Origin of the sequence: Bradyrhizobium australiense, assembly GCF_013114825.1 — a bacterium.
GTDB classification, from domain to species: domain Bacteria; phylum Pseudomonadota; class Alphaproteobacteria; order Rhizobiales; family Xanthobacteraceae; genus Bradyrhizobium; species Bradyrhizobium australiense.
On the sequence record NZ_JAAVLX010000002.1, the window covers coordinates 547,574 to 560,550 of the forward strand.

At 59.6% G+C, this 12,977-nt stretch carries 12 protein-coding genes; 5 read left to right on the top strand and 7 right to left on the bottom strand.

What is annotated here, in order from left to right:
- Nucleotides 1–189 precede the first annotated feature (189 nt).
- Nucleotides 190–768 carry a TetR/AcrR family transcriptional regulator gene (locus HCN58_RS06155; protein ID WP_171578443.1) on the top strand — a complete coding sequence of 193 codons (579 nt, stop codon included), beginning with the start codon at nt 190–192 and terminating at the stop codon, nt 766–768.
- A 207-nt stretch (nt 769–975) separates the two neighbouring features.
- On the top strand, nt 976–2,136 hold the full coding sequence (locus HCN58_RS06160) for an iron-containing alcohol dehydrogenase (RefSeq protein WP_171578444.1): 1,161 nt from the start codon (nt 976–978) through the stop codon (nt 2,134–2,136).
- Between the two features lie 262 nt (nt 2,137–2,398).
- Here HCN58_RS06160 and HCN58_RS06170 read toward each other — a convergent pair whose 3' ends face one another.
- Together HCN58_RS06170 and HCN58_RS06175 are read right to left on the bottom strand one after the other, a co-directional pair.
- On the bottom strand, nt 2,399–2,650 hold the full coding sequence (locus HCN58_RS06170) for a hypothetical protein (protein WP_171578445.1): 252 nt from the start codon (nt 2,648–2,650) through the stop codon (nt 2,399–2,401).
- A 382-nt stretch (nt 2,651–3,032) separates the two neighbouring features.
- Nucleotides 3,033–3,467 (bottom strand): winged helix-turn-helix transcriptional regulator, encoded by a 435-nt coding sequence (locus tag HCN58_RS06175; protein WP_171578446.1) that lies wholly within the window; start codon nt 3,465–3,467, stop codon nt 3,033–3,035.
- A 733-nt stretch (nt 3,468–4,200) separates the two neighbouring features.
- Here HCN58_RS06175 and HCN58_RS06180 point away from each other — a divergent pair.
- Both HCN58_RS06180 and fabF read left to right on the top strand, forming a co-directional pair.
- A complete protein-coding gene (locus HCN58_RS06180; RefSeq protein WP_171578655.1) occupies nt 4,201–5,013 on the top strand; it encodes an oxidoreductase in 813 nt (270 codons plus the stop codon).
- A 121-nt stretch (nt 5,014–5,134) separates the two neighbouring features.
- A complete protein-coding gene (gene fabF, locus HCN58_RS06185; protein WP_171578447.1) occupies nt 5,135–6,397 on the top strand; it encodes a beta-ketoacyl-ACP synthase II in 1,263 nt (420 codons plus the stop codon).
- A gap of 24 nt (nt 6,398–6,421) precedes the next feature.
- Here fabF and HCN58_RS06190 read toward each other — a convergent pair whose 3' ends face one another.
- Entirely contained in the window at nt 6,422–6,616 is a 195-nt protein-coding gene (locus tag HCN58_RS06190; protein WP_171578448.1) for a hypothetical protein, read from the bottom strand.
- A gap of 96 nt (nt 6,617–6,712) precedes the next feature.
- Nucleotides 6,713–7,903 (bottom strand): adenylate/guanylate cyclase domain-containing protein, encoded by a 1,191-nt coding sequence (locus tag HCN58_RS06195; protein WP_171578656.1) that lies wholly within the window; start codon nt 7,901–7,903, stop codon nt 6,713–6,715.
- 267 nt (nt 7,904–8,170) lie between these two features.
- On the opposite strand from HCN58_RS06195, the gene HCN58_RS06200 reads away from it, so the two are divergent.
- Nucleotides 8,171–9,673 (top strand): AMP nucleosidase, encoded by a 1,503-nt coding sequence (locus HCN58_RS06200; RefSeq protein ID WP_171578449.1) that lies wholly within the window; start codon nt 8,171–8,173, stop codon nt 9,671–9,673.
- A 24-nt stretch (nt 9,674–9,697) separates the two neighbouring features.
- On the opposite strand, the gene upp is transcribed toward HCN58_RS06200, so the two are convergent.
- The 3 genes from upp to HCN58_RS06215 form a co-directional block, all read right to left on the bottom strand.
- Nucleotides 9,698–10,327, bottom strand: coding sequence for a uracil phosphoribosyltransferase (upp, locus tag HCN58_RS06205; RefSeq protein WP_171578450.1), 630 nt, complete (start codon nt 10,325–10,327; stop codon nt 9,698–9,700).
- A 97-nt stretch (nt 10,328–10,424) separates the two neighbouring features.
- Complete coding sequence (locus tag HCN58_RS06210; RefSeq protein WP_311966779.1) at nt 10,425–11,663, bottom strand: URC4/urg3 family protein; 1,239 nt, start codon at nt 11,661–11,663, stop codon at nt 10,425–10,427.
- A 20-nt stretch (nt 11,664–11,683) separates the two neighbouring features.
- Complete coding sequence (locus HCN58_RS06215) at nt 11,684–12,934, bottom strand: GTP cyclohydrolase II (RefSeq protein WP_171578452.1); 1,251 nt, start codon at nt 12,932–12,934, stop codon at nt 11,684–11,686.
- Between the last annotated feature and the right edge of the window lie 43 nt (nt 12,935–12,977).

Sequence of the window (12,977 nt, forward strand, 5' to 3'; positions counted from 1 at the left end):
GTTCAAACTCTATAATTGACTTAGAAGTCGTTCGCAATCTAAATTGAGGCGTTGACGGGAATGTGATCCACCGAAAACCGGCCTATTCGGTCCCAATGACGCCAGATCCAACCCCCGAGCACTTGATAGATTGCATTCGACCTCTATCTAGAATATAGATTGCGAACGAAATCCAAAAGGAGGTCCACGATGCGCGTGAGTCGCATTCAAGCCGCGGAGAACCGGCAAACCGTTATCGATGTGGCAAGTCGCCTCTTCAGGGAGCGCGGCTTTGATGGCATCGGGCTCAAGGATCTGATGAAGGCGGCCGGGCTAACCCAGGGCGCCTTCTACAAGCAGTTCGCGTCAAAAGAGGATTTGGCGGTAGAGGCGTCCAAGCGTGCATTGGAGGGCGCTTCCCGCCGATGGTCGGATGCGGCCGTGAAAGATCCTGATGATCCGCTCGGAGCGGTGATCGCGTTTTACCTCAGTGGCGACCATCGCGAAGAAAAGATGGACGGCTGCCCGATCGTGGCGCTCGGCTCAGATGCCGCCAGACAGGGCCCCGACGTGAAAGCGTCATTCGAAACCGGGATCAAGGCGCATCTCGAAGTCCTGAGCCGGATGATTGCGGAGACTGACGACGAGCAGCCCAGTGGCAAGTCCATGGCCATTCTCTCGACGATGGTCGGTGCGGTGACGTTATCGCGCGTCGTCAATGACCCCGATTTGGCTCAGGCCTTTCTGGATGCAGCGGTCAAACAGGTTCGCGAAAGCGTCGGCGCTTGAGATGTCGCTGTAGTGCCGGTCACTTATGTCGAACAACTGACCGCCCCAATTTGAGATCGGGCGATTTCTCGGCCACCGCTTTGACCGCGAGTGATGCCTTCTACGTTCCGACAGAATGGGCGAGAGATCACTTCGATCCAAGTCATTCTTGCGCCCAGTCACTATTAATAATATAGTCACTTTCTTTTGAGGTCAGGGAGGAAAAAAATGCGCAAGTCCGGTGTACACAACTTTCCAGCAATCGATCGTGTCATCTATGGCAAAGCTGCGTCTGAAGCTCTGAACGAAGAGGCGGAGCGACTGAACGCAAGGCGCGTCTTCCTCATCGTCAGTCGAACCTTGAACACCAAGACCGATGAGATCGAGAAGATTCGCCGAACGCTCGGCAACAAGCATGTAGCGACTTTCGAAGGAATTGCTCAGCATACGACGCGCAAGCAGGCCGCCGAGGTTGCCCGCCACGCAACTGACGCGCGAGCTGATCTAGTCGTGGCTGTTGGTGGAGGTTCTGCCGTCGACCTCGCCAAGATAGTCATCATGGCGATGGAACACGATATCCGCGATGAAGCGGGCTTCGATCCCTTTCCCATGGGTCCGGGTGTGAGCTATTCTCCCTTCCGCTCGCCGACTGTCCGACAGATCGCGGTCCCATCCACCCTGAATGGTGGCGAATACAATGCCGCAGCGCTCGTCACAGATGAGCGCAGTAAGATGAAGCAGATTTTCTTTCATCCGCTGATGATGCCCGTCGCGATCGTTCTCGACCCTGCCCTGACCCTTCATACGCCTTCAAAGCTTTGGATGGGATCGGGAACACGTTCGATGGATCATGGTATTGAAGCATTGTGCTCGCCCGCCGGTACTCCACTTGGTGACGAAGTCGTGTTGGCAGGCATCCGCATTCTGCATGAAGCAATGCTCCGGACTTTAGATCATCCTGACGATCTTGAGGCACGCCGGCTTTCTCAATACGGTTCGTGGCTTGCGTCCTTTGGTCTACAGGCGCGCATCCCGATGGGAGCAAGCCACGGCATCGGCCATGTGCTGGGGGGCACTTTCGACGTTCCCCATTACTATTGCACACCTGTCATGATGCCGAGCCTTCTTCGCTACAACAAGCCATTCACCGAGGATGCGCAGAAGCGTTTGGCGACGGCCCTAGGCACCCCTGGTATCGAAGCCGCAGACGCCTTTGCAAAGTTCACCAAGAGGCTTGGGCTACCCGGCCGCCTCGCTGATGTCGGCATTGGTGAAGACAAGTTCGATCGGATCAGCAAGATTGCAATCAATCATCGCTTCGTACAGGCCAATCCGCGGCCTTTCAAAAGCGAAGCCGAGATCGTCAACCTGCTGCGAATGGCCGCTTAACTGAAACAGTTTTCCCGGATGTGCGTCGACGTTCCTCGAAACAAAATCAGGGCGGATCTTTGCGGAGGTTGGCGGTCAACAGGCCGCCACTTCTGCTGTTCGTAGCCGGTGCCATCAGGCCACCGCCATCCGCGAGGATGGATGAAGATCGGCAGCACGGGCATAGCCGCAGAACATGAAGGATAGCCTCGACGCCGCCGAGTGCGAGTCCATAAGCATACGGCCGGCTGATACCGACAGCCGTCGCGCCGAGCGTCAGAGCTTAATAGCATCCGTCCTGAGTGGGGTTCTCGACGGCCGCAAAATGATTAACTATTGGCATGACTCGCAAGCTGCCTTTGGCGTCACCCGCCGCCCTGAAGCGGGTGAGCAGCTCCATTTGGCCCGCGCGTTCGCTGTGAAGTCCCGCGAAATCGACCGAACTGCCGATGATCTCGTAGTTCCGGTATTGTCCGCGGCGCCGGATGGTCGGCGAGAAAGGATTCGGAGGCAAATACGCCGAAAGCTTGATCACAAATGATGTATCGCCGACGCGAAGCGAGAGATCGCGATGGAGCGATGCGAATGAGTCTCCGTCAAGGAACGTCCAACGGCTCCCACTTGGCCCGCTGCACCTGTAACCAAAATGGGGCCCTCATGCTTCATACTGGCCTCGCTGAAGGATTGATGCCCACCCGTAGCTGTCCGCACGCGCCTCGAACCTGCTCCTGATCTAGTATTGATACGATACTTACTTGCTTTTTACATGCGGGAACGAGATCGCGGCAGAGATAGCGCATCGCTAAAGGCAACAATCGTGACGCTAGATCGAACGGCCGAGTGTATCGCCAAACCGGCTCGCTGCGGCGGGGTGGCCGTGTCAAGCCGCCGTGGGTTGGCTCGATATCCTCAGATCTTTAGGAGATGGCTTTGGCACCGGATTTTACCCGCTTGACCGGCCGGCGGACCAGGGCGTCGGCAGCCTGTTGCAGGTGCCGGAAACACTCGTCATGCTGGAGACCGCGCTTCAACCTACCACCGAGGTGCCGGATGCCCCATCGGCCAAGAGCCAGAACGATCACACCGAGTTCACGGCCACGATCGGTAAGGGCATAGGCGGCTCGCGGGGGATGGTTGGAGTAGAACTCGCGACGTACGAGGCCATGTGCCTCAAGTGTTTTCAGACGGTCAGAGAGGACGTTGGGCGCCATGCCGGGCAGGCGCTCCTGAAGGTCCTGAAAACGCATGGTGCCGGGGAGAAGGTCACGGACGATCAGCAACGTCCAGCGCGCGCCCACAATATCGAGCGTCCGCGCCACAGGACAAGACGCATCAAGGCTGTTCTTTGCCATTCGGGGGCTCAACCACCAGCTTGTAGCAAGTACCACGGCCTAAAATCTGCCTTGCCAATATATAGTCAATATTCTTTTAGTTGGAACTCCCATCGCCGGATTCCGAACGCAAAATTTCCTAATGGCCGGTTTGGGCCAGAGTTCGGATGGAAAACATCGGCCGAAAGCCAGCGATAGGTGCGGTCATCTGATCGGATCGAAGTTCGAATCCATGGTTGGGTGGCAGCAGAGGCAGCCCAGCGGAAATCGCACGTCTCGCGCTGTTCGAGGCTCCAAGTAAGGTCCGATAGGTTTTCATCCCCTCGGTTTTGGCGACGCCAAAAACAAACCCCTACGATGCGTCGGTAGCAATGGCCGTAAGTAGGAGGTTGGGGATGCTGTAGGTCAATGCGATCAAGGATACTTCAAAGAAGAATGTGGCGGCGGCCCAGACCAGACGTGCGATGCCCAAGGCTCGCCAACCCCTAGTAAATCGGATTCGATCGAAGACCGCCTAACGCCACCTCGCGAGCCACATGCAATTTTGCTCGGAACTTCTTGCCTGCGGCCCTCAGAATGGCGCTCATGCAAGTAATCTTTGTGCCCTTTGGCACACCGCATACGGAGTTCTGATAAGCTGTTGTATGATTTCCGTCATGTGATATTTATAGTTTAATTCATAGCTGATCAATCGCATGGAGGCTTTTATGCGACGAGACGGTAAAGTGGCGATTGTGACCGGGCTTCGACAGGAATCGGGCAGGCCTCCGCAAAGGCGCTGCACCAAGCTGGATTCCGCGTGTTCGGCACCAGCCGGCGCGCTGTCGCGAGTACCGTCGAGGGGATTACGATGGTCACCTGCGACGTGCCGGACGATGCATCGGTGAACGCAGCCGTCTGCAAGGTGCACGATGCGACAGGCAGGATCGACGTTCTCGTGAACAACGCGGGGCTGGGCCTGCTTGCCGGCGCTGAAGAATCTTCGGCCGATCAAGCCCAAGCATTATTCGATGTAAACCTTTTCGGAGTGATCCGCACGACCAACGCGGTCCTGCCGATCATGCGACAACAAAAGGCAGGACGGATCGTCGATATAAGTTCGGTCCTTGGCTTGATACCGGCCCCATTTTCGGTCCTCTCCACGAAGCATGCTTTCGAAGGCTATTCGGAGTCCCTCGATCATGAGGTGCGGACCTTCGGCATTCGAATTTGCTTGCTTGGGCCGGCGTATACCCGCACTTCGTTCGAACAGAACGGGGTGCTTCCGGATCGAAGCCTGAACGCCTACGTCTCGGCGCGAATGCGCTCCAGCGCACTTATGCACGAGGTCATGAAGACAGCCGATAGTCCCGAGTTTGTTGCTGAGAGGGTTGTGGAAGCCGCAATTATCACGTCGCCCCGTCGGCGATACACCTGCGGTAGGACGGCGCAGCAAGTGAGCATCCTGCGTCGCTTCGTACCCGAACGGATGTTCGACAAGAGCCTTCGCAAGCAGATGGGATTTGCCGGCGTAACCGTGGCTAAGCGGATCTCGACCGAACGCTCGCCTTTGCCTTGGGGCGTTTGAGCGCAGTGGTCCGGTCGGGCCGCTTGCGACTTCGTGCCGACGGCTAAGGGCTCCATTGCTGTTCGGAGCTAACCTCACGCCCGTGGGGTGCTCATGGGCAATTCAACAAGGTAATCTCATCATGCGTCGTGTCGTCGTTACAGGGTTGGGATTGGTATCACCGCTGGGTTGCGGCAGTGAGTTGGCATGGTCCCGGCTGCTCGCGGGCCGTTCGGGGCTGGCTGCCCTTCCCGAATGGGCGGCTGCCCTTCCCGCGCGGGTCGCTGGAATCGTGCCGACAAAGGCCGACCATCCGGATGGAGGCTTCGATCCGGATCTGGTTGTTCCTCCCAAGGATCAGCGGAGGATGGATCGCTTCATCCTGTTCGCACTGGTCGCCACGGCCGAGGCCCTCGCACAAGCGGCATGGACTCCTTCGGACGCGCATTCGCTGGAGCGCACGGCGAGCGTGATCGCATCGGGCATCGGAGGCTTTCCGGCAATCGTCGAGGCGGTTCGCACCACCGATCAGCGCGGCGTCAAGCGCCTCTCGCCGTTCACCGTGCCGTCCTTTCTCGCAAATCTTGCGGCTGGTCATATCTCCATCCGCTACGGCTTCAAGGGTCCCATCGGCACCCCGGTTACCGCTTGCGCCGCGAGCGTGCAGGCAATCGGCGATGCTGCACGCCTCATCCGAACCGAAGAAGCAGACGTTGCGATTTGCGGTGGCTCGGAAGCCTGCATCGATCTCGTGAGCCTCGGCGGCTTCGCCGCCGCCCGGGCTCTTTCGACGGGCTTCAACGAAACGCCAGCGCGTGCGTCCCGGCCCTTCGACCGCGACCGCGACGGCTTCGTCATGGGTGAAGGTGCCGGCATCCTCGTCATTGAAGAGTTGGAACACGCGCTCCGCCGGGGCGCCCAACCGATCGCCGAAATCGCCGGTTATGGCACGACTGCCGATGCCTACCACATCACGTCAGGACCCGAGGACGGCAACGGCGCGCGCCGCGCCATGGAAGGCGCCTTGCGGGCGGCCGGCCTCAAGCCCGGTGATATCCAGCATCTCAACGCCCATTCCACGTCGACGCCGGTTGGCGACGTTTCCGAACTGGAAGCAATCAAAGCCGTGTTCGGCCGCGACGGAAAAATTGCCGTCAGCGCCACCAAATCGGCGACCGGTCATCTGCTCGGCGCAGCCGGGGGAGCGGAAGCGATCTTCACGATCCTCGCGTTACGCGACCAGGTCGCGCCGCCCACCCTCAATCTCGAAAATGGTGACGCGGCCGCAGAAGGCGTCGACCTCGTGTCCCGTGAGGCCAGGCGCATGACGATGGAGCATGCGATTTCGAATGGATTCGGTTTCGGGGGCGTCAACGCCAGCGTCATCTTTCGACGTTGGCAATGACCAGGCTTGCCCAGGATTGGCAAGTCATCGCCGACCTACCTGCGACTGGGACGGCACCAGAACGGGTCCGACCTCGACGTTTTCGGGCCGCAACGGCTTGCCAATCATCGTCCGCAATTCCGGATATTCGATCGGGCGATCAGCGGCGCGGGTTGCCGAACACGACTTACGGGGCGGCTTCGCCAGCCAGGCGTCACCCATTTCTTCAGCGAAGTCCATGGCACTATCCCGACAGAATCAAGGCGCACATCATTGTGCTTCGACATGAATACGAGAAGATTTTCGTGCTCTCATCGACTGGCGATAGGACGGCATTCAGCCGTGATACGCAAACAGCTCGATCGGATCACTGAAGCCACGTACCGGATATTCGCCAACGCGTTCGAGATCGAAATCGTTTTCGACGAACTCGGCGAACGCGCGGGAGAGCAGCACTGTTCTTCCCAACTGCTTGGTGAGGTTTTCGAGACGCGAAGCCATGTTGACCGCAGGACCGATGACGGTGAAGTCGAGCCGGGTGCGCGATCCGATATTGCCGTACATGACGTCTCCGACGTGAACGCCGATACCGTAATTCAGCGGCGCTCGACCGGTGTCGCCGTTCTTTTCGTTCAGGGCGGCCATGGCCTGACGGGCTTCGGCCACGGCATGCAGCAGATTTGCGCAGGCCGAGGGCTGACTGAGTGGAAAAATGGCAAGCAGACCGTCACCGATGAATTTCAGTATTTCCCCGCCATGCCGCGCAATCGGCTCCGACATCGCATCGAAATAGCCGTTTAGAAGATCAATGACATCATCGCGCGGCCAGTTATCGGAGATCCTGGTGAAATCCCGCAGATCGCAGATCATGATCGCGGCGCTTACCGTCGTCCCGCTTCCGCGCCTGGTGGCGCCGGCCAGGATGAGCTCGCCGGCATGCGACCCAACATAGGTTTCGAGCAAAGTTCGCGCCAGTCGGTTCTTGACACGAATTTCGCTGACCAGCGCCAGAACCGGCAACAGTTTCAACAGGCCGGCGACATGCGCGTCATCGAAACCTCCGGGCCGATCGGTTGCAAAAGTCACGATATGTCGCTTGCCGAGCGTATGGTACAACGGCCACGCCACATAGTCGGTCAGACCTTTTGTCCGCATGTCATCGTAGACGGCGTGCTTGCGTCCCAGTGACGGGTCCCGTTCGAGGTTCTCGCGCACCTCGATGGCACCGTCATGGATTTCATTGGCGGGACTACCGATGTATTCGGATCGCTCCCTGACATCGTAGTCGACTCTCGCGATCTCTGCCTCACGCATCCCGTCGGACCACATGATCCGGGCACCCAGCCATTGCGGATGGTGGATCAAGATATGAAGCGATGCCCGTTTGACGGGGATGCCCGTTCGCTGCAGCCGGACACACAGCTCGGCGAAAATATTGTCAATGAAGCGCTCATCGCGCGTGTCGTTTGTCAGCCAGTGCAAGACGTCCTGCGCGGTGACGGCATCGATGTTTGGCGGCGCGTTCATATCTTGCTCCTGAGTAGTGACCCGGATCGACGGTACAGGATATGTCGTGTTCCCGCTCGACAACGTCAACGGACCGCCGCAACCTTGGTAGTGCGCATCGGGTTGCCGGTCGGTTGCCGCGGCGGCCCTGCAGCAATCCCATTGAGATCGGTCACCCCTGAAAGACACCCACCAACCTCCCGGACAACCAATTTTGCGCCCAAAACCCCTGCCGTGGCCCACATGCCAAGCCTCCCCATTGGTCGTCCAAGATATTAGGTTAGGCTCATGAAGAATCACGGTCAGCCCCGAGCCATCGGGCCAATAGCCACACCAGAGCCCTTCGTGCGGCAAAGCTTCGACGACCCACGCAAGGCGGTCGCGGTTTTGCGATCACTTTATGCCCGAAATACCCAGTTCCTGCGCGATTCCTTCGCCTCGCTCGCGGCTGGCGGTGACAGTAACCGGCGCTACCGGGCGTTCTATCCGGAAATCAGCGTCACCACGAGCTCATACACGCAGGTCGATGCTCGTCAGTCCTATGGCCACATGCCGACGCCCGGGCACTACTCCACCACGATCACGCAGCCCGACCTGTTTGAAACCTATCTTATTGAGCAGCTCGATCTGATCATGCGCAACCATGGCGTTCCGGTCGCCGTATCCGAGTCGGAAACCCCCATCCCACTGCATTTTGCTTTTCTCGAAGGCACATACGTCGACGGCGCCGCCGCCAAAAACATCAAGCGACCGATCCGAGACTTATTCGACGTTCCAGATCTTGATGGAACCGACGATCAGATCGCCAATGGCACATACGAAGCACCGGTCGGCCGGCCGAGGCCGCTGGCGCAATTCACCGCGCAGCGCGTCGACTATTCGCTTCATCGCCTGCAGCACTACACGGCCACCAGCCCAAACCACTTTCAGAACTTCGTGCTGTTCACCAACTACCAATTCTACATCGACGAATTCTGTGCTCGCGCTAGGGACCTGATCGCGAACGGCGATAACGGCTATACCGAATTCGTCGAGCCAGGCAACGTCATTATCAGGCGCGACGAACGGCGACCGGCCGCCGGCGTCATAACGGCGCGTCTGCCGCAGATGCCGGCCTATCATCTGAAGAAGCCGGACTACGCAGGCATCACCATGGTCAATATCGGTGTCGGGCCCGCGAACGCCAAGACGATCACCGACCATATCGCCGTGCTCAGGCCGCATGCGTGGCTCATGCTCGGGCATTGTGCCGGATTGCGCGACACCCAGGCGCTGGGCGACTACGTGCTGGCGCATGCTTACATGCGGGAAGATCATGTTCTCGACGACGACCTCCCGCTATGGGTGCCCCTTCCTGCGCTGGCCGAAATCCAGGTCGCACTCGAGGAGGCCGTGGCGGAAGTGACCGGGTTATCCGGGTATGACTTGAAGCGCGTCATGCGCACCGGCACCGTCGCCTCCATCGACAATCGCAATTGGGAATTGCGCGACCGCCGTGGTCCGATCCAGCGGCTCTCGCAATCGCGCGCCATTGCGCTCGATATGGAATCGGCGACAATCGCCGCGAACGGATTCCGCTTCCGCGTACCCTACGGAACCTTGCTGTGCGTGTCCGACAAGCCGTTGCACGGAGAACTGAAGCTGCCCGGCATGGCCACCGAGTTCTACAAGCGGCAGGTGGCCCAGCATCTGACCATCGGCATCCGGACGATGGAGAAGTTGGCGGACATGCCGCTGGAGCGGCTGCATTCGCGGAAGCTCAGAAACTTCTCGGAAACGGCGTTCCAGTAGGGCGCGCCGAGACCTGTTTGGTTCTTATCGGGTGCCATAAGCGCGGTCGCCGGCATCACCCAGGCCAGGCAGGATAAAGGCGTTCGCATCCAGCCCCTCGTCGATACCGGCCGTCCACAGCCGCACGTCGGGATGCAGGCCGCGGAAGCGCTCCACACCTTCCGGCGCGGCAAGCAGGCATACCAGCCGAATATCCTTCGCGCCTCGTTCCTTCAGCCGGTCCACCGCCGCCACCGCCGTGTTCGCCGTCGCAAGAACCGGCGACACCACGATAGCAAGCCGTTCGTGAAGATCGGACGGCGATTTGAAAAAATATTCGACCGCCACGAATGTCTGCGGCTCGCGGTAGAGCCCGATATGCGCGACGCGGGCGGTGGGGACGAGGTCCAGCATTCCGTCGACAAAGGTCACCCCTGCCCGCAACACCGGCACGAAAACCAGTTTCTTTCCCGCGATCTTGGCGGAGTGCATTCGGGCCAGCGGAGTCTCGACCTCCACGTCGGTCAGCGGCAGGTCGCGCGTCACCTCGTAACAAAGCAGCATTCCGATTTCTTTGAGGAGTTCGCGAAAAGACTTGGTCGAAATCGTCTTGTCACGGATCAGCGTAAGCTTGTGCTGCACCAAGGGGTGATCCACGATCGTAACGCTTTCCATGCTTTTGCTCCCTGCGACTAATTGAATCGCGTTCCATAGCGGTTTTTCGAGCGAACCGGGTACCCTGTTCGCATGAAGAAAACACGTCAACCAAACACTAGAAAACCGTACCGTCGCTGACGACCTTGACAGGCGGCGAACCGTCGGGTCGGCGCGCGAACGCCAGCGCCCTGCCCGCCGCCCAGGTGCCGCCTTCCAGAATCTTTGCCAGCGGAAGAGAGACGGCATCAAGGCGAACGCGTTGCCGCACGAGATCCGCCAGCCGGTCCAGCAGCGCAACGGTCAGCGCCCTCCACTCGACCACGAGGGCAGACGCGACATCATGTTCGCGTTGGGCGTCCATGGAGTCGCGCAGCACCAGTACCCCGGCGTCGACGAACAATCCGCCGTTGCGGTATTCCGCGAGACCCGTCAGGCCGTCGATATCCCTCACCTGCAGCCCCGCCCGCTGTATCGGCTCGATCAGCGAATACGACAGCCATTGCGAAAGCTTGTGCAGCGGCACCAGCTCGCTGGTCGTGTCTTCGGTCTTGAGCGCCGGATGATGCCAGCAGTCTCCCAATGGAATTCTGCCGAGGGTTATGCGCGACGGCCAGATCGGCCCCAGTTGGCGCAAAAGTTCCGACAAAATCGCCGTGGCCTCGATCAACCCCGGGCCGGCTATCCCTGTGAGGTGATCGAACAATCCGCCGGGCCGAGCCGTATCGTCGCGGGCGAAAATCTGCGGTGAGGCCGATGCTACTTCGCCCAGCCGGCGAAGAAGGCTGATGCGGCCCTCGAGGCCAACCAGCGGATTGTCGTCCGCAACCTGAAAGCCGGCCTGCAGGTCGGCAACGGTCAGTTGCTGAAGCACAGTGGCATCGGCCCTCAGCGGTTCGTCAGCCTTCGCCGAGAAGACGCCGCTCGCAAACATGTCCAGGCTGGCAAGCGCCAGCCCCTCCGACCGGCCGACACTTGCGCCCGTCAAGGGATCGCAATAGCGCCACGACGGACCAGCTCCGGCGTCGAGCAGCACGCTGGTCATGGCGAGATCAAATTCGGCGCGGGCGCGCTCTTTGTCGTCACGCCAGTTCTTGGAGTCGGCAAGTGCCGCCCAGCGATCGACGCCGCCAACGACGAAATGGCGCCAGCGCGAATGAAAGGGAACATCGAACGTCGGATAGGCCTTGTGCGTTGTCGCAAGCACGAGATCAACCGCCTCGTCGAGCCGCCCAAGATCGACTTTGAAATGCTGAAGCCGGTCGTTCAAGCCGATTTCCAGCATTCGGTGGGCGCGACTGCGTACCGCTTCCGCATTTAAAAGAGATAAGCCGTCTGCCGTTGCGTCAGCTGTCACATCAATGGCCCTGGCCCGCCCTAGTATTTTTCGAGCGGTCGACCGGAGGCGATCAGGTCCTCAGGCCTCGTCTCGGGCGAAAAATACCCCGCGGCTTTCTTGGCGGCGATTTCCACATGGGCGTCGGCTGGAATCATGTAATCGGGAATGGCCACGCGCTCGACAATGTCGATACCCTGCCCCGTCAGTGCATCATACTTCATGTCGCTCATCGAGATGAAGCGGTCGATGCGTTTCAATCCCAACCAGTGAATGACATCCGGCATCAGTTGCTGGAAACGCGCATCCTGCACTCCGGCAACGCATTCCGTTCGTTCGAAATAAGCGGATGCGTCGTCGCCGTCTTCCTGACGCTTGCGTGCGTTGTAGACCAGAAACTTCGTAACTTCGCCGAGCGCTCGGCCTTCCTTGCGGTTGTAGACGATGACGCCCAGACCACCCGATTGTCCGGCGCGCGCGCATTCCTCGATGCCCTGGATGAGATATGGACGGCAGGTGCAGATGTCGGAGCCGAACACATCCGAGCCGTTGCACTCGTCATGGACGCGGCAGGTGATTTTGGTCCGATGGTCCGGAAGTTTCGTGACATCGCCGAACAGATAGACGGTCGTTCCGCCGATCGGCGGAAGAAAGACTTTCAGATCCGGCCGCGTGACAAGCTCGGGAAACATGCCGGCCGTCTGCTCGAACAGCGCACGTCGCAGGCTGGTCACGCTCGTGCCGAAGCGTTGCGCAATCCCGGGCAGATGCCATACCGGGTCAATCGCTATCTTGACGACAGAGACGGAGCCGCTGGCGTGAACGAATTGGCCATCAGCGACCAACCGCTTGGCGGCCAGAGCCGCCTGAATTTCGGGCAGATCGAGACGGGCGCGCGTGATCGCGATGCTCGGCCTGATATCGATGCCTTCCGCGATTTCGGCGCGGAAGTTTTCAGCAACGAGATGTCCCCACGGATCAAGCGCAACAATGCGTTCCGGATCGAACCATTGCTCAAATGGGCCGACGGTCGCCGCCGGGTATGTATTGGTCAGATCGGGCCGGCGGATCGGGTCCAAAGCGCCCGAAGAGACGGCAAGTGCGCGGTAGACCGCATAAGAGCCGCCGTGGGTGCCAATCACGTTACGATCCTGCGGACGCGATACCGTCCCGATGATCGGACCGCGTTCACGCGCGGTCGGCGCTCCCCACAGGATCGGAAATTCATGCGTCGCACCGGGCACCGGATGCGACGTCAGGCGAATATGGTCGGTACGGTTGGAATGGTTCATCGTTCGGTAGTCCCAAAACGGCAACGGCCCGCCTGAATGACGG